Genomic DNA, 16950 nt, shown 5'->3' on the forward strand with positions numbered 1-16950 from the left:
GCCGTTCGGGCTGCGTCGAGCTGACGTGAGGCAGCTCTGACAGGATGACGCAATGTTCGACTTCGGCATCGCGGGCTACCATCCGCTGTGGCTGAACCGCCGAGGTGACGTCGTGCGGGAGCACGCGCATCGGCTGCGTGGACTTGCCGGCCGGCCCCTCACAAGAGTCTGGATGGTCTGGGACTGCCAGGATGACGAGTGGTTCTGTGACTGCCCGGTCTTGTTCGACTTCGAGGGCGAGCAGGTCGAGATCAACCATCACAAGCTCGACGATCTTTCCCTCTGGCCGCCCCCCTCGGCGGTGCCGACCGCTGGTACTTGTTCACCGCGTAGGTCATTTCGGGCCCGTGGAAGTCGACCTTGCCCTCGTAGAGCTGGTAGTTCTTCCACGCGAACGACGACGTGCTGAAGCTGCACCACAGCGATGTCAGCAACGGTGACACGGTCGCCTGGAAGAACGGGAACGGGCCCGTCATCCAGTGGGGCTGGACCCGCGCAACATCGACAAGCTCCGCGTGAACAACACCCACGTCATCCACAACCGGATGTACTGGAAGGACGTCAAGTACAACACCTGCATCCTCAACTCCAGCGAGAAGTGGACCCTGGCCGGCTGACTCCGGACCGGTGGCCGTCGGCGCACCCGCACCGCCGACGGCCTCCACTCGCAGCAGACCATGCGCTCTGGCCCGGGCAGGGGCCACTGAGGCAGGCTCAGGCAGTGGCGGGCTGCTGGATGAAGGCGCGTTCCAGGAGCGCGTAGAGGGTGCTCCGCTCCTCGTCGTCGAGGCGGTCGAGCCCGGCGCGCGTGGCGTGCATCTTGCCGCGGATCACATCGATGACGCGTCCGCCCTCGGTGGTGATGACGACGTTCTTGACGCGCCGGTCGGTGGGGCTGGGCTCGCGCTGCACCAGGCCGCGCTTCTCCAGCCGGTCGATGATCCCCGTCATGTTGGAGGCGTCGCAGGTCAGGATCGAAGCGAGGACGCGCATGGCGGCGGGCCCCCGGCGCAGCACGTTGAGTGTCTTGGCCTGGCTGGCGGTCAGGTTCTCGCTGGCCGCGGCAGCCGTGAAGTCGCCGTAGTAGGCGGCGAGCGACGCCGAGAGCATTTCCATGAGCTGGGCTGTGTCGGCACCGCGGGTTCCGGTCATGGGCCCACTCTACGCCGAGAAGCTTGACTATCTCAACTATTGAGGTCTACCGTCAGGGCGATTGCTTGAGGTTCTCAAGCATTGCGGTTCTCAAGCATTGCGGTACTCAAGCATGCGGTTCTCACACAGTTAGGGCAGAGCTCCCGTGTCTCACTCTCAGCAAGCGGCGCCGTCCAGACCATCCGGACATATCGGGATCATCCTGGTACTCGGCCTCGCCGCCATGGTCGTCTCGATGATGCAGACCCTGGTCGTGCCGATCCTGGGGATCATCCAGAGCGACCTGAAGGCCACCACGGCCAATGTGAGCTGGGTGACCACGGCCACGCTGCTGTCGGCCGCGGTGTTCACCCCGCTGCTCGGCCGCTTCGGTGACCAGCACGGGAAGAAGCCCACGCTCGTCGGTGTGCTTGGCGTGATGATCGCCGGCTCGGTCCTCGCCGCCACCACCACCTCCCTGACCTGGCTGATCGTCGGGCGGGTGATGCAGGGTGCCGCGACCGCGATCTTCCCGCTCGCCCTGTCCGTACTGCGTGAGGAGATCAGGCCGGAGAAGCTGCATGGAGCGATGGCGCTGGTCAGCGGCACGCTCGCGTTCGGCAGTGGGCTCGCGCTGGTCGGCGCGGGCCTCCTGACCCAGGGCTCCGACCCCGACTACCACCGGGTCTTCTGGCTGGCGGCCGTGCTCGCGGTGGTGGCGCTGGCGGGCGTGCTGTTCGTGGTGCCCGCTTCCCGTACGAAGACGGGTGGGCGGACCGACTGGCTGGGGGCGCTGACGCTCGGGATGCTGCTGGTGCTGGTGCTTCTGCCGCTCTCGCAGGGGCATGAGTGGGGCTGGACGTCGGGTCGTACGCTCGGCGCCTTCGCCGGCGCGATCGTCATGACCGGCATCTGGGTCCTCACCGAGAGCCGGGTCAAGGAACCGATGGTGGACATGAAGATGTTCGTCCAACGGTCCGTTCTCTTCACCAACCTGGCGGGTCTGCTGCTGGGCTTCGCGATGTTCACGCAGTTCATCGGCGTCTCGTACCTCGTGCAGATGCCGGAAGACCTCGTCGGCTACGGCTTCGGCGCGTCGGTGCTCGCCGCGTCGGTCGTCTATCTGCTGCCGACCACGCTCGTCTCCCTCGTCGGTGCCCAGGTGGGCGGTGTACTGGTCGGCAGACTCGGCGCACGCGTCACCCTCGCCGCGGGCGCAGGCTTCGGAGTGCTCGGCTTCGCCTGGCTGACCGCCGCGCACGACACCAGCGCCTCGGTGATCGGCTCGGGCATGCTCATCGGCCTGGCGATCAGCTTCGGTTACGCCGCCATGCCCGCGCTCATCGTCGCCAGCGTCCCGGCCGGCCAGACCGGCATCGCCAACGGCCTCAACTCCATCTCCCGCTCCGTGGGCAGCGCTGTCGCGAGCGCCGTGATCACCTCGCTCCTGGCGTCCAAGACCATCGAGCTGCCCGCCGGTATGCCCGCCCTCCCCCAGGAGAGCCAGTTCACGACGGGCTTCGCCATCGCCGGTGCGGCGTTCGTCCTGGTCGCCATTGTCGCTCGCTTCGGTCTCAGGCAGGCGCCCGCGCCTTCCACGGCCGGAGTGCGGAAGGCCGTCCCCTCCGAGACAGCAGAGCTGGCACAAGCTCAGTCCCAGGCCGAGCCCGTCTGATCGGCCCGAGTGCTCGCACCGTGACCGGCGAGGTGGCCGTACGTGCCAGGTACGGACCCCTCGCTCGCCAAACTCTCTCCCCCGCCGCAGAAGGGCACCCACGTTGAACCCCTCGAACCACAGCGACAACCGACCGGCTCCGGTCGACCACCGCTCGGCGGTCACGTCGGAGACGGCCCGCTTCGTCGCAGCGCTCCAGCACGCCGACCTGACGACTCCCGTGCCGAGCTGCCCCGGTTGGACACTGGCGGATCTGGTCAAGCACACCGGCAGCGTCCAGCGATGGTTCGCGGCTCTCCTGCACGCGCGCATCCAGGAACCCCCGCGCAGCCGTGAGGTCGACCTTCAGCTCCCCGACCGGCACGACGGATACGTCGACTGGCTGGCCGAGAGCGCGACCGTGGCCGAGCAGGCCTTCGCCGCCACCGACCCGGACCTGCCCATGTGGGCCTGGGGCGTCGACCAGCACGCCCGCTTCTGGGCACGCCGCATGCTCTTCGAGACCCTGGTGCACCGAGCCGACGCCGAACAGGCCCTCGGCCTGCGGCCCGTCATCGACCGCCCGCTTGCGGTCGACGGGATCGACGAGTTCCTCGTCAACCTGCCCTTCGCCACCTTCTTCGCACCCAAGGTCGCCCACCTGCGCGGCCCCGACAGCACCATCCGCTTCCAGGCGACCGACGGCGACGACACCTGGCTCGTCCGCCTGCGGCCCGACGGCTTCGGCCTCGACACGGACCCTGCGACGACTGCATCCGCCGATGCGACCGTACGGGGAACCGCGTCCGACCTGTTGCTGCTGGTCTACGGCCGCCTCCGCCTCGACGGGGATGCCTTCACGCACGACGGAGACGAAAACCTGCTGACGCTCTGGTTCTCCAACTCCGCGTTCTGAGGGGCGGTCGCGCCGCCGGGCCGTTCGGGACGCGGCCCGGCGGCGGCCGGCGTGGAGCTCAAAGTCAGCAGTAGACGGTGGCCCGGGTCGTGTCCCCCGGAAGGTGTTGAACCAGACGTACCTGGTCTCCCCACCCTGGGTCGCCGAATAGGGCGACCAGCCGGACGCGCCCAGTTCCCGGGCCCTCAGCTCTCGCGCGTCCTGACGGGTTGCTGGCCGGCCTTGTCGACGACCGCTTGGTCCATGAGCGCGGTGCCGGACAGGAGCGTGCCCTTCTTCCCGTACGAGGTGTCCTCGACGAGGTAGCTGCGGGCGCCCAGGAACGCGAGGCCCCGCTGATCGAAGACCCACTCCGTGCGGGTGTGGAAGGTGGTGTCGGTACGGGCGATGCCGACGCCGTGCCGGCCGATGACGTCGTGGGCGGCGGGGGCCTCGGTGACGCCGGGAATCTTCGCGGCGGCCTTGTAGAGCGCGGCGGCGGTCTTCGGAGGCATCAGCTCGCCGAGCAGGTCCCCGATGCGGTCGAAGACGGCCTGGTGGCGCTCCTGCGCGTCGGTTTCGGGCGACTTGGCGTACAGGTACGCGAGCAACTCGTCGGGGTCCGTGGGCAGGGAGGCCAGCCAATGATAGGTGGGGCGTCCGAAGCCCGCCGGTGTGCCGTCGGTGTCGCCCAGTTCGGCGTTGAGGGGGAACGTCTGGCCGTTCTCCTTGCCGAGACCGAGTTTGTGCAGCGGACCGGGCTCCTGCGCGAGCCACCTCTCGGACTCCGTCAGCGGACCGACCACTGCCTTGCCGCTGGTCAGATCCGCGCCCCGGACCTTGGCCCGGGTGTAGGCGAACTGGTCGTCGCGCACTGTGAGGGCGTCACCCTTGCCTGCGGCGTCAGAGATCTGGTCGAGCAACGCGACGCCAGGCTGCACGTTCCGGGGCGCCGTGATGCTCGGCGGTACGCGGTCGTCCGACCTGAGCGTGATGCCTGCGGTGAGGATGCCGCTGAGGGCGAGAGCTGTCACCGGAATCAGGAAGGCGGGGCGCAGCAGGCGCCTGGCGGGGCGGCGGGCGTCGGCGTTCTGGTCACGGTCGATGTGCTGCATCAGCTGGTCCTTGTAGTGAAGGTGCTGCGCGTGCGGGAGGTCTTGGCGCGCCGGAGCCGGCAGCAGCCGGGCGATCTCGGCGACGTCGGCGTCCGTGGCCGTGTCGGCACGTCCGTCCACGCGAAGGTTCTTGTCGGTCATGCCGTCTCCTCCCGCACGGGCAGGGCCGCGAGCGCGGCTTCACCCTTCATCTCTCCGCGAGTGGTGCGCGGTTCCGGATTTCCCTCGCCTGCTGGGGCGACCTCGTCAGCGAACCGGGCGAGTTTGGCGCGGGCTCGCGACAGCCGTGAGCGCACCGTGCCGATGGGCACACCCAGGGCCTCGGCCGTCTGCCGGTAGTCGAGGCCCGACCAGACGCACAGGCTCAGCACTTCCCGTTCGTGGCGCCGCAACCGGTCCAGTGCGCTCTGTACGGCCTCAAGGCGGCGTGCGTCGTCGATACGGCCGGCGACCGCGGGGGCGAAGTCCTCGACGACAGGCGACTGGCGTTGCCGCGCCAGGAACGCCAGGCGGCGGCGCAGGCTCCGGCGGGCGTTCTCCGCCTTGTGGGTGGCGATGCCAAGGAGCCAGGGGCGCAATGACCCGCCGTCGTCATGCAGCCGTCCCCGCGCCTGCCATGCGGTCAGGAACGTCTCCGACATGATGTCTTCGGCACTCGCCCGGTCGCCGGTGAGCCAGAGTGCGTGCTGGTGAACGGCCTGGGCGTATCGCTCGTACAGCTCGGCGAACGCTTCGCGCTCACCGGCTCGCACGCGTGCGCGCAGCTCGTTTTCTGAGTCTTTCACAGTGACTATCTCTCCGCCGTCCCGGCGAAGTTCCTGTGACCTGCGCCATGCCGCCCGTACACCACGGCAACCGGCTTCGCGGGCCGCACGATCTCGTCCTCCCCGGCAGCCGCCGCCGTTGTTGCCCACACATCAGCCACGGCGCCTGCGTTCATCACGACAGCAAGCCCCTGACCGCACTCCCCCCGGTTCAACTTGCGACGTCGGATCAGAGCCCCTTCATGCACAGAGGCCACCACACGACGCAGCATCCCACCATGCCTGCCATGAGAATCAGTCAGGGACGGACAACCTGTGCCACCAATGACCGCAGCCATCGGAGCAGAAACGCTCGCGACGGCGTTGGTCGGCGATCGCGAGTACCGCGACCAGCAGCCGGAATGCCTTACGGCGTTCGTCGAGAGGGGTGAGAGAGGCGATCTTTCCCAATTGGTGTTCGATCCGGCCCCGCGAGATCAGGACCGCGGGCGTGTGGGTCGGGCGCAGCCCAGCCCGGCGGATGCTCTCCGGTCCGTCCTCGCTGACGGCACGCGCCTGGACACAGTGGTGACTCAGGAACAGCAGCACCTCGGACTGTTCCTCCGGACCGAGTGCGTCGAACCAATCGATGCCTTGTGACATCGGGCGCAACCCTTGCGCGAGTTCGTTGAGCATGACGTCGCGTTCGGTCACGACTGCCTCCTGTCGGACGATCGGCGCTCGGCCGTGCAATTGAGGCAGGCGAGGGCGTCGTAGGCGTTGTCGCTGAGGGTCGGAAGCGTCGACGGCGGCGTGCCAAATGGAGTCCTCATCGGTAGGGGTCCCAGAGGCGGGCACCTGGGCGACTCGATCATCCTCTGCCTTCGGTAGACATGCGGGCATTCTGTCTGCACGACTCGAGACGAGGCACTTGCTTTTCCTCCGGCCTGCCGCGCCATCTGAGCAGCGCGCCCGAGGGTCCCAGCCGACTCCTATCACGGCACGGGGGTGCCTCGACGCAGGGCTGCGTCGAGGGCGACGACCGATCAGGTGAGGCTCTGGGGATGGGAACTGACCGCCTGCACCCGTGTCGATCTCGAACTGTCCCTCTCAAGCGCTCACACGGTGGGGACGCGCGGTCAGGGACATCGTTCGGCCGCCGTCGGCTGTGCTCAGCGTCGACGGCAGCTGCCCGTGACTCATGTCACCGGACCGGCCGCGGGCCGCTGCGACTCAACTCCTGCGGCGACCAACCAACCGGCGATGGCCGCGGCCTGCTCGGGGTGCTCCGCCAGCCATCCGTCGAGGTGCTCCCGGAGGCCTTCCCCGACGCAATTGCGCACTGCAGCGTTGCCCAGCACACGACGGGTGGCGCCTTCGAACTCGGGACGGTCCAGCTTCAGCGACACAACCGCCGTCAGGCCCTTGCTGATCCGATCAGCACTGACGTCGGGTTCCCCCCGTGCAAGCAGGTGCAGCTTGCGTGCGTAGGCGTTGACCGCATCCGCCACCGCATCACGGAAGCCTTCTACATGTGTGCCGCCATCGGTGGCCCAGCTGTTGACGAAGCTGCGCACTCGCTCCCCACCGACGCCGCACCATCGCAGAGCCACCTCCGCCCTCCCCTGCATTCGCTGGTCCTCCCAGCCGAAGGCAACGACGTCCGGGTGAATGGGCACTCCGACCGACGCGTCGAGCAAGGCGACGAAGTCCCGCACCCCGCCCGGGTACCGGAACCGAACCGACCGCGGCTCACCCGGGACGCGTGCGTCGGTCAGTGACATCTCCAGGCGCTGGTTCAGCAAGGCCAGTTCTCTGAAGTGTTCCTCCAGCACCGCGAACGAGCAGTCCACGGTCTCGAAGATCTCGGAGTCGGGCCAGAAGGTGATGGTCGTCCCGCTGCTCGCCGTCGGCCCCACGGCGGTGGGCGGGGCGACCGCGACTCCGCGCCTGTACTCCTGGACCCAACGCATCCCATCGCGCCACACTTCGGCAGTCAGGTGGCTCGACAGGGCATTGGTGACACAGGGCCCGAGGCCGAAGAGACCCAACGACACGGTACTGCGGCGACCAGGCACCGCCGCTGTCCGCATGCGGGTCAGCAGAGCTTCGAGCCCCGGACCATCAGTGTCCGCCGCCTCCTCCGCAGGTACGCCCGGTCCGTCGTCGGCGACCCTCACCCCGCCATCGGCACCGAGGGCGACATCGACGCAACTGGCACGTCCGGCCAGAACCTCGTTCACCGCCCGGCTCACCACCTCGAACACCGCCTGATGCAGGCCCCGTTCACCGACCGAGCCGACGTACATCCCAGGCCGCTTCCGAATGGCCTCCAGTCCCGTCAGCACCGTGATGTGGGCGGCGTTGTAACCGTGAACGTCCTCACGCACCAAGTCCCCCTCCTGCTGGGTCCAACAGATCCGCCCAGCCTAGGCGAATCACTGGAAAAGACCAGGTCAGAGCCGTTTCAGCGAGGGCGTGAGCTGGCCGGTGAGCGCCTGCCCTCCTGTCGGCGGCCTGGAGCCTCGGACACCAGCCAAAATGCGGCCGGACCCCCGCCCAAACCCTCCAAGGCCCCCTTCCCGACGGCTCCGAAGCCCCCGATTTCCATGCCCCGCCACACGGGCCGCCACAACGGTCTGCCGCCTCCGCCTCGGTGACGCTCCCACAGGCCGCGGGCGACGATCTCCACGGAAATGGCGTCGCGGGCGACCGCGTAGTTGGTGAACTCACGGAGGACCAGCTGGGTGGCGCGTTCGTCTCTGTTGCCGATCAGTGCGTTCTAGACAGGGCACGTGGGCGGCAACACGACCAACGGCAGGTGATCAAGACGGGACCCTGCATCGAGTGCAGACCACCAAGATGTCGGGTGGACGGGATAGGCCGACGCAGATCCATGCACAGCAGTACCGGCCGACGACAGCGGCAGGGTCGGGGGCAGGGTCAGGGTCACGCTGCCCGAAACCGCCCCTCCTCCACCTCCGCGACCCGCCCCTCGCCCAGGAGCCGGTCAAGGTGCTGAACCGCCGTCCTGTGTTCCACCGGCCGCACATGGGGGCCTTCGACGTGCGGTCGGTAGACCAGCCGATGGTCGACGATCTCCTCGACGCTGCGCGGCTCGGCGAGGAACGCCAGCAGCGCCGCGTCGCGTTTCTCCATTACGCCGGCGAAGGCGTCGAGGCGGCGCCGGAAGTCTGCGGTGCCTTCGATCACGCCCTTCTGGTGGGACGTGCCGTACCAGCGCGCGTCGATCTCCCGGCAGAGGCGCATCGACGCCTCGAAGTCGGTGAGGCTGCTGCCGGGGTCGCCGTAGTACGGGCCGAAGGAGGTCAGGTCGATGTCCGCGAGGAACAGGAAGCCGTCGGGCTCGATCAGGAAGCCGCTGTGGCCCGCGGTGTGGCCGGGCAGATGTATCACGGTCACGGTGCGCCCGCCCAGGTCGAAGACGGCGCCGTCCTCGAAGCCGAGTGCGTCCGGACGTCCCTGTACGTGGAAGTCGTCGCGGAACGCCGCCTCCAGTTCCTGAGCCGCGTCCGGCGGGAGGCCGAGCCCGGCGACCATCGCCTCGCGGGAGCGCAGTGCGGCGAGGTCGGCGTCGTGGACATGGGCCGGTACGGCGTCGTAGCTACCGAGCCCGGCGATGTGGTCCTCGTGGGTGTGGCTCACGAGTACCAGGTCGGCGGACGGTGCGTCCTTGACGAGCGACAGCGACGGGTCGACGACCAGGGTCTCCGCCGCGCCCCGTACGAGCAGCGAGTTGGCGTACGGATAGGCGCCCCGCTCGGGGCCGACGAGCACGTCGACCCCGCCGTACGTGGCTGCTGTGTATCCCGGGGTCTGCGCGTCCACTACTGTCGTGTCCTCCGATCGGACCGGGCGGCGCACCGTGCTCACCCGGAAGGCTGTCCGGCCGGTGACGGCGCGGCCGATGACCATGCGCGACCATAGTGCGCATGGACGCCTTCATCGACAGGCTCGACCCGGACATGTGCGTCGTCACCGCTACGGCGGGCGACGAACAGGCCGGCTGTCTCGTGGGGTTCGCCTCGCAGTGTTCCATCCGGCCGGTGCGGTTCGTGGTGTGGCTGTCCAAGGTGAACCGGACCTATGAGGTGGCTCGTGGCGCCGAGTTCCTCGCCGTGCATCTGCTGACACGGGACAAGCGGGAGCTGGCGGAGCTGTTCGGTGGCGAGACCGGCCATCGGGTCGACAAGTTCGCGCGCACGGCCTGGACCCGCGGGTACGGCGGGGCCGCTGTCCTGCAGGACGCCTGTGCCTGGTTCGTGGGAAGGATCCAGCAGCGGATCGACGGGGGCGACCACGTCGGGTTCGTCCTGAGCCCCGAGCAGAGCGGCGAGCACGAGAAGGCCGACGGGCGGCCATTGCTGCGGCTCGCCGATGCCCTTTCCATCGACCCCGGGCATCCGGTCTGACGGGGCTTTTCGCGGGCCGGTCAAGGAGTTCCCTCCGCCGCAGCAGGCTGCGCTCCCCAGGCCGCAGCGCACAGCGTCCGGTCGATCTCCGCGGTGTAGTGGGCGGCGGCGAGCCAGGCGCGTGCGAAGCGGTCGAGGTCGGCCGGGACGAGGCGGCCGAAGGCGTCGCGGGTGCGGTCGGCGGCCGCCGCGTGCAGTTCGTCGAGGAGTTCGGCCGCCGTACCGAGTCCGAGCCGCCGCAGGCGGCTGCTGTCGGCGGCGCCGTCCCCGGGAAAGGCGAGCACCCGGCGTCCGCCGGACACCGCCTGGTGGACGCGGCGGCGTAGAAGGTGCACCGGAGCCTCGTCGGGTGCGGGCCGCGCCGCGACCGGTCCGGCCTGCGGCCGCTCAGGCAGGTCCGCCTGCTGCAGGCGGTCAAGACCTACGTCGAGTCGGGCCTTGGGGTCGCTGGGATGGCTGACGGCGAGAAGCAAGGCACGCGCGTGCGCGGCCGGGACCAGCCTGGCGATGACGCGTAGTCGGCTCCCCCGGGCTGCGGCCAGCAGACGCAGGTTGTCGCGGTGGGGAAGCGCAGGATGGTCGTGGGCGGCGGCGAGCCGGACGGTCAGACCGTCGCAGTCGGCGAGCAGACAGTCGCCCGCCGCCTCACGGACCGTGCCACCGAGGGTGACGTCCAGGAACAGCAGGTCGTGGTGGCCGTCTTCGGTGAGGGCGCGTACGGCCTGATCGGCGGCAGGCACGGCCCACAGCCGGTCCAGTGGCTCGGCGTGCCAGTCCGCGCCGGGCGCGCGCACCGCCCGTACCCCCGCCCCCGCGCCGAGACGACCCGTCGGGGAGACGGTCGCCCCGGACACGGCCAGCCCCGCCCGTGACAGCTCACGGTGCGTCAGGGCCGTATCGCCGACGCGGACGGCACGGTCGGCCGCACCCACCGCTCGGCCCGGGCCGCCCGGCGCTACGTCGGAGACCGTGTAAAGGCGGCCCTCGGCATCGGCGGTCCACGTCACCGCCCCCGCATAGCCGGTCGTCGTGAGGACCGGCTCGGTGAATAGCCCGTAAAGACGCAGCGAGCCGTCCGGACGGTAGGGCTGTCGCACGCTGCCGCGCAGCGCCGCCAGCTCCGGGCCGACGGCACGCGGGATGCCATACGCGGTGCCCAGGACGTCCTGGAGCGTGGCGACGAGGTCGGCGAGGCGGTACGACGGGTCTGCGGCGCGGGCCGCGCGCAACCCGGTGACCGTGGACACCGCGGAGGCGGCGGCCCGGGGCAGCCCGGCCAGCCGCGCGGTGTGCGCGGCACGCAGCAACTCCGCCTGGGGGACGGCGCCCGCACCTTCTGTGCCCGCGTCGAGCACCCGGGCCGCGGCGGTGTGGAGGACCTGGGCTGCCGCGTGCTGGGCGGGGGTGGCGGTGTCGGGAGCCGGGACTGGCTCGCGCTGCGGGTCCGGCTGCGGGGCGGACTTCGGTGCGGAAGCGGGCTCGCGTGCGGAAGCGGGCTCGGGTCCGGAAGCGGGCTCGGGTGCGGAAGCGGGCTCCGGCCATGAAATGGGGTCTGGTCCGGAAGCGGACTCCGGCTTTGAAGCGGACTCCGACCCGGAAGCGGGGCCAGACCCCGAATCGGGCCCCGACCCGGCGGGGCCCGACCCCGAAGCGGGCCCTGACCCGGGAACGGGCCCCGACCCCAAATCGGGCCCCGACGCTGAAGCGGGCACCAACGGCTGAGCGACGTCCGCCTCCGACGCCGTAGCCGTTGCCCCGCCCAACTCGGCTACCCGTCCCCCAGCCGACGCACCGTCCGACCCGGCCACCATTGCCCCAGCCGACGCACCGTCCGACCCATCCCCCAATACCCCAGCCGACACACCGTCCGACCCGCCCACCAATACCCCAGCCGACACACCGTCCGACCCGCCCACCAATACCCCAGCCGACACCCCGTCCAGCTCCCCCACCCCGATCGCCCCCTCCGCGACCGGCGCCGCCGAAGCCACCGCCGCTCGGTGCAAGCAGTTCGGCGCGAGCAGGCAGCCGCAGCGGATGGCGTCCGAGTCGGTCACCACCCCGCCCGGGGCGTGGAGTTCGAGGTCGGTGTCGTCGTCGACGGCGAGGCGTACGGTGTCGCCGTCCACGACCACGGGGCGGCCCGACAGCTTGGCGACACCGGCGTCCAGCCGTTTGCGGAGCCGGGGCGACAACGCCCCGACCAGCTCGGCGGTCACGGACGGGGCGACCGCGGGAAGGGCCGGGCTCATGCGATCTTCTCTCCTACCCAGCGGGCGAGTTCGAGCGGACTGAGGGCGGCGACCGGCATGCCCGCGGCGACGAGCTGCCCCGCGACGCCGGTGGAGTAGCGGGGGCGGCCCGCGTCGTCGAGGCTCGCGCAGCCCAGCACATGGCAACCGGACCCGACCAGGGCCCGGACCTCGGCGAGCAACCCACCAAGGGGGTAGCCCTCCTCGAAGTCGCTGACCACCACGACGAGCGTGCGCGACGGCACGGTGACGAGGTCACGGGCGTGCCGAAGCCCCGCGGCGATGTGCGTACCACCGCCGACGCCGACCTCCAGCAGCAGGGACAGCGGGTCGTCGACATGACCGCTGAGGTCGATGACCTCCGTGGAGAAGGCGAGGAAGTGCGTGGACAGCGTGGGCACGCCGGCCAGCACCGAGGCCGTGAGCGCGGCCCAGACCGTGGAGGCCTCCATCGAGCCGGACACGTCGGTGACCAGGATGAGCCGCCAGTCGGCGGCGCGCTTGGCGCGGGTGCGGAAGACCGGGCGTTCGGGGATCACCTGGATGGTGCCGTCCGGGGCGCGTCGCGCGGTCGCCAGGTTGGCGCGCAGGGTGCGTGGCAGGTCCAGGCCGCCGCCGGGCCGTCGGCTGGGGCGGGGCAGCGCCGTGCCGTGCAGTGCCGGGCGCAGTCGGGTGGCCAGCTCCCGGGTCAGTGCGTCGACCAGACGCCGGACGAGCGGACGCAGCGCGGCCAGCCGGGCCTCGGGCAGCCCGCCGGCGTGTTGGAGCACCGTGCGCAACAGGTCGACGGACGGGCGCACGCGGTCCGGATCGAGCTCGGCGAACACATCGGTGCGGCCGGACGCGGCCGCGGCCGCCAGCACCTCCTCCCGGATGCCGGGCCCGAACAGGGCGGCCAGTTCCTCCGACCACTCCCGTACGCCGGGGTACGGCGCCTCCCTGCCACCGCCCGCCCCGCCGCCGGGCAGTCCGCCTCTGCTGCCTTCGCCGCGTCCGCTGCCGTACAGCTCGTCCAGCGCGGTGGCCAATCCGGCGGCGGAGGGCGGCAGTCGGTCGGTACGACGGCCCAGCACCAGCCGCCAGCGGTCGGCGGGGGCGAGAAGGCCGTCCTCGGGGGGCGCGGCAGCGGGGGCCTTGTGAGGCTCCTGCGACCTGTCGCCGGCCGGGGGTGGCAGCAGTCCCAGCGCCCGGAGCGTCGCACGGGCCGCGAGGTCCGCGCCGGTCCAGGCGGCGAGCGCGGCGGGGGCGACGCCACCGGTGTCGGCCAGGTGCGTGGCGCCCAGGCGCTCCTCGACGACCGTGAGGAGGCGGTCGCGGGCAGCGGGGCTGAGGGTGTCGAAGCCTCCGCGCAGCGCCGGGAGCCGGTCCAGGAAAGGCCGGTCGGGCAGGCTCGCCACCCGGTCGAGGAGTGGCTCCAGCGCGGACGGCGCCGCCTCCAGCAGCGGTCCGGCAGCCGTCAGCACTCCGGCGAGCCGGGCGGTGAGGGCGGAGCGGGACTCGGGATCGGTGGCCGAGTCCACCCAGGAGGCGACCCGGTCGCCGAGCGCCGAAGGCTCCTCATGGCCGAGCAGCACGCGTACGGCGCCCGCCGCACCGCGCATCAGCGGCGAGCCGTCGGCGGCCAGCCGGGCGAGCGCGTCGGTGAGCCGGATACCGCCCGACACGTCGGCGCGATGGGCGAGTTCGAGCAGGGCGTGCGCGTCGGCGGGGTCGTCGGAACCGGTGAGGCCGTCCACCTGGCGCACGGCCGCCGCGGTGAGCAGTTCGGCCACGGCGACGGCCCGGGACGCTCGCTCCTCGTCGGTGTCGAGCCCGGCGATGTGACCGGCCCGCAGCCGGTCCAACAGGGCGAGGCTGTCGAGGAGTTCGGGGAGCGTGCCCGTCTGCGGCACGGTGTCGGCGAGGTCGGAGAGCCGTTCGTCCACCAGCTCCGCCAGGCCGCACTCCGCGGCTTCCCGCAGTCCTTGCAGGACCTGCGCGGCTGTCGATCCGCCCTCGTCGCGCTCCGCCCGCCGACGCTCGCGCAGCACTCCCTCGGCCGCCTGCGCGGGCGTGACCCCGCGTGCCGCCGCCGCGGTCAGCATGGCCGCCGTGGCGGGGGTCCAGCGGACCTCCCAGCGCGAGGTGAGCGCCTCGGCCCCGCCCGCGCCGACGACCTGCTTGGCCTGCGCGTACGGCACACCGCACACCGTCAGCCGGCGCAGCAGCAGCTCACGGCGGCGGTCCAGGTCGGAACGGAGCGGATCCAGCCGCAGATCGCGCGCGGCGTCGGCGCCACGGCTGTCCGGTCCGGGCAGGCCCAGAGCCGCCACCTCCGACTCCACCGCCGGAGCGAGGCCGCTGCGCGGCGCGCCGGGAGCGGGACGGCCGCTGCGCGTGCCGACGAGCACCCGCTCCATCGCCCGGGCCACGGCCCGGCCCCGGCCGTACGGCTCGCCCTGGGTGAGGACCGTCTGCACCGCTTCCACCAGCTCACCGCGTCCCGCGGCGGGCAGCCCGCGCAGCCGGGCCAGATCACCGGCCAGGCGGGTGATCTCCCGGGCGTCGGCGGGCCCCGAAGGATGCCCGAGGGAACGCAGCTCCGCACACACCCGCACGGCCGCCCGCGTCAGCGCCTCCTCCAGCGCGGCCGGGTCCCCCGCCGCGCGCAGCACCAGGTGCTGCCACTCCGGGTCCCGGATGCCCGCCGGGTAGCCGGAGCGCTCGTCCAGCAGCGCGTAGGTGTACGGGATGAGCGAGGTCACCCAACTCCCGCGCACAGCGGGCTCCTCAAGCGGCTCGGGCACCTCCCCGACGCGGCCGGCGGCCCCGGCTGCCTCGGCTGCCTCGGCGGACAACAGTGCAGGGGCGTGAAAGGCCCCGACCAGCACGGCGGCCCGTTCGCCGTTCGCGGTGGCCGCGGCCAGGCGGTCACGCATCCACCGCTCGCGCCGCAGATCCGGCTCGGGAACCCCGCCGGAGGCGGCCGCGTCCTCCCGCAGCGCCCAGCCCGTGAGCAGCGCCGCCCGCCGTAGCGCCTCGGGCGGCGAGCCCGGAGCGGTGGCCTCGACGAGGCGGTCCCACAGGTCCTCCCCGGGGCGGCCGGTGAGCCGCTCCCGCAGGGCATCGGTGAGCCCGGGACCGCCGGCTACCCGCCCCGCCGTACCGCGCCCCTCGCCCCACGCCCGGTCCGCGAGCGGCAGATCGCACGCGAGGACCGGGGTTCCGCGCCGTACGGCCCAACGGACAGCGGCGAGTTCCGGGGAGAAGTCGGCGAAGGGGTAGAAGGCGGGGCCTCCCCCGGTGTCGGGCGCGGCGGCCAGGGCGACCGGCGCGCGCGTGTCCTCGTGGCCCAGCCAGGGCAGCCACCGCTGCATCTCGTCGGGGAGCTCGACGAGCAGCACGTCCGGCTTCGCCTCGTCCAGCAGCGCCGGCACGGCGGCGGCCAGGGACGGCGCGTGGTGCCGTACGCCGATCAGGTAGGGCGCCGCCGGGTCGGTGAGGGCCGCCACGGCCTGGTCCGGGGTGAGGGGCACGGTGCTCAGCCCTCCAGCACCGTGCGCAGGTCCCACAGGGTGCGCCAGGTGGCGGAGCCCTGTTCGGCGCGGCGCCGGACCGGGCCGTCCCAGTAGCCGCGCAGCCGGGCCGCGTCGGCGGGGTCGTCCTTGCGGACGACGCCGAGTAGATGCCCCGGCAGCAGGCCGAGCACATCGCGGTCGCCGGGGAAGTACGCGGCGGCCAGCCCGAGCGCGCCCGCGACGGACACGGCCTCCGCGGTGCTCATCACGGTGGACGGCCGCTCCACCTCCCAGCCTTCCGCCGACCGGCCCTCCCGCAGGTCCCGGAAGGCCGTCACGAGGGCCTCCAGTACGGCGTCGTCGACCTGGAAGGGCGCCCCGGCGCGCTCCACGGAGGCCCGCGCCTGGCTGCGTACCAGCGCGCACTCGGCGTCCAGGTCGGAAATCGGGCCGACGGTCTCGAAGTTGAAGCGGCGCTTGAGGGCGGCGGACATCTCGGAGACGCCCTTGTCGCGCAGGTTGGCGGTGGCGATGAGGTTGAAGCCGGGCGCGGCGTGCGCCAACGCGTCCTCGCTGCCCGCCAGTTCGGGCACGGCGATGCGCCGCTCCGACAGCAGCGAGACCAGGGAGTCCTGCACCTCGGGCAGACAGCGCGTGACCTCCTCGACCCGGGCGATGGCCCCCCGGCTCATGGCGGTGAGCACGGGTGAGGGTACGAGGGCCTTGCGGCTCGGTCCTTGAGCCAGCAACAGGGCGTAGTTCCAGCCGTACTTGAGCTGGTCCTCGGTGGTGCCCGCGGTGCCCTGCACGACCAGCCCGCTGGTGCCGCACACGGCCGCCGAGAGCAGCTCCGACAGCATGGACTTGGCGGTGCCGGGCTCGCCCACGAGCAGCAGGCCGCGCTCGCCGGCGAGCGTGACGACACAGCGCTCGACCAGGGCCCGGTCGCCGACGAACTTGCCCGACACGGCCAGGCGCCGCGGCACGCCGTCCGGCACCTCGGCGGCGTCGGGCAGCCGCAGCGCCTGACCGCCGCTGCCCATGACGAACGTGACGACGGCACGGGGCGTGAGCCGCCACGCGGGCGGGCGCGGCCCGTCGTCGTAGGCGGCGAGGAAGGCCAGCTCGGTGGCGTACAGGTCCTCGGGCGGGACGATCTGGCGGACTGTGTCGGGAGTGAGAGTGGCGGTCATGGGCTGCGGGTCTTCCGGTCGGTCGGGCGGGGAGGGG

At 71.7% G+C, this 16950-nt stretch carries 12 protein-coding genes and 1 pseudogene; 4 read left to right on the forward strand and 9 right to left on the reverse strand.

The annotated features are described in order from the left end of the window. Nucleotides 1-479: 479 nt before the first annotated feature. Nucleotides 480-617: a hypothetical protein gene (locus tag ACIQ6Y_RS20620; protein ID WP_404040803.1), complete on the forward strand. Its 138-nt coding sequence runs from the start codon at nt 480-482 to the stop codon at nt 615-617. Between the two features lie 97 nt (nt 618-714). Here the strand turns inward: ACIQ6Y_RS20620 and ACIQ6Y_RS20625 are convergent, their stop codons facing one another. After that, on the reverse strand, nt 715-1152 hold the full coding sequence (locus ACIQ6Y_RS20625; RefSeq protein ID WP_404040806.1) for a MarR family winged helix-turn-helix transcriptional regulator: 438 nt from the start codon (nt 1150-1152) through the stop codon (nt 715-717). Between the two features lie 145 nt (nt 1153-1297). Here ACIQ6Y_RS20625 and ACIQ6Y_RS20630 point away from each other — a divergent pair, with 145 nt between their 5' ends. Both ACIQ6Y_RS20630 and ACIQ6Y_RS20635 read left to right on the forward strand, forming a co-directional pair. Beyond that, nucleotides 1298-2806: an MFS transporter gene (locus ACIQ6Y_RS20630; RefSeq protein ID WP_404040809.1), complete on the forward strand. Its 1509-nt coding sequence runs from the start codon at nt 1298-1300 to the stop codon at nt 2804-2806. 103 nt (nt 2807-2909) lie between these two features. Next, nucleotides 2910-3701: a maleylpyruvate isomerase family mycothiol-dependent enzyme gene (locus tag ACIQ6Y_RS20635; protein ID WP_404040812.1), complete on the forward strand. Its 792-nt coding sequence runs from the start codon at nt 2910-2912 to the stop codon at nt 3699-3701. Nucleotides 3702-3886: 185 nt separating this feature from the next. Here ACIQ6Y_RS20635 and ACIQ6Y_RS20640 read toward each other — a convergent pair whose 3' ends face one another. From ACIQ6Y_RS20640 to ACIQ6Y_RS20660, 5 genes are all read right to left on the reverse strand, one after another. Then, complete coding sequence (locus ACIQ6Y_RS20640; protein WP_404040815.1) at nt 3887-4936, reverse strand: CU044_5270 family protein; 1050 nt, start codon at nt 4934-4936, stop codon at nt 3887-3889. Further along, nucleotides 4933-5559, reverse strand: a complete 627-nt coding sequence (locus ACIQ6Y_RS20645) for an RNA polymerase sigma factor (protein ID WP_404041532.1) — start codon at nt 5557-5559, stop codon at nt 4933-4935. Before ACIQ6Y_RS20645 ends, ACIQ6Y_RS20640 begins: the two co-directional genes overlap by 4 nt. A gap of 294 nt (nt 5560-5853) precedes the next feature. Beyond that, nucleotides 5854-6252 (reverse strand): DUF5958 family protein, encoded by a 399-nt coding sequence (locus tag ACIQ6Y_RS20650; protein WP_404040818.1) that lies wholly within the window; start codon nt 6250-6252, stop codon nt 5854-5856. A 485-nt stretch (nt 6253-6737) separates the two neighbouring features. Further along, nucleotides 6738-7928: an ATP-binding protein gene (locus ACIQ6Y_RS20655; RefSeq protein WP_404041533.1), complete on the reverse strand. Its 1191-nt coding sequence runs from the start codon at nt 7926-7928 to the stop codon at nt 6738-6740. A gap of 559 nt (nt 7929-8487) precedes the next feature. After that, nucleotides 8488-9474, reverse strand: a complete 987-nt coding sequence (locus ACIQ6Y_RS20660; RefSeq protein ID WP_404040821.1) for an MBL fold metallo-hydrolase — start codon at nt 9472-9474, stop codon at nt 8488-8490. Between the two features lie 8 nt (nt 9475-9482). Between ACIQ6Y_RS20660 and ACIQ6Y_RS20665 the strand changes: the two genes are divergently transcribed. Further along, complete coding sequence (locus ACIQ6Y_RS20665; protein ID WP_404041535.1) at nt 9483-9971, forward strand: flavin reductase family protein; 489 nt, start codon at nt 9483-9485, stop codon at nt 9969-9971. Between the two features lie 20 nt (nt 9972-9991). Here ACIQ6Y_RS20665 and ACIQ6Y_RS20670 read toward each other — a convergent pair. The 3 genes and pseudogenes from ACIQ6Y_RS20670 to ACIQ6Y_RS20680 form a co-directional block, all read right to left on the reverse strand. After that, a pseudogene (locus ACIQ6Y_RS20670) lies at nt 9992-11539 on the reverse strand (hypothetical protein); the annotation flags it as partial. Nucleotides 11540-12219: 680 nt separating this feature from the next. After that, entirely contained in the window at nt 12220-15738 is a 3519-nt protein-coding gene (locus ACIQ6Y_RS20675) for a DUF5682 family protein (protein WP_404040824.1), read from the reverse strand. 5 nt (nt 15739-15743) lie between these two features. Next, nucleotides 15744-16913 (reverse strand): AAA family ATPase, encoded by a 1170-nt coding sequence (locus tag ACIQ6Y_RS20680; RefSeq protein WP_404040826.1) that lies wholly within the window; start codon nt 16911-16913, stop codon nt 15744-15746. Nucleotides 16914-16950: the final 37 nt, after the last annotated feature.

Source organism: Streptomyces sp. NPDC096205 (assembly GCF_044763135.1).
In the GTDB taxonomy this organism is placed as follows: Bacteria; Actinomycetota; Actinomycetes; order Streptomycetales; family Streptomycetaceae; genus Streptomyces.

What these genes read in the sequence shown, in the direction of transcription:
- ACIQ6Y_RS20625 (WP_404040806.1), bottom strand. Translation starts at nt 1,152, where the DNA reads ATGACCGGAACCCGCGGTGCCGACACAGCCCAGCTCATGGAAATGCTC.
- ACIQ6Y_RS20640 (WP_404040815.1), bottom strand. Translation starts at nt 4,936, where the DNA reads ATGACCGACAAGAACCTTCGCGTGGACGGACGTGCCGACACGGCCACG.
- ACIQ6Y_RS20660 (WP_404040821.1), bottom strand. Translation starts at nt 9,474, where the DNA reads ATGGTCATCGGCCGCGCCGTCACCGGCCGGACAGCCTTCCGGGTGAGC.
- ACIQ6Y_RS20680 (WP_404040826.1), bottom strand. Translation starts at nt 16,913, where the DNA reads ATGACCGCCACTCTCACTCCCGACACAGTCCGCCAGATCGTCCCGCCC.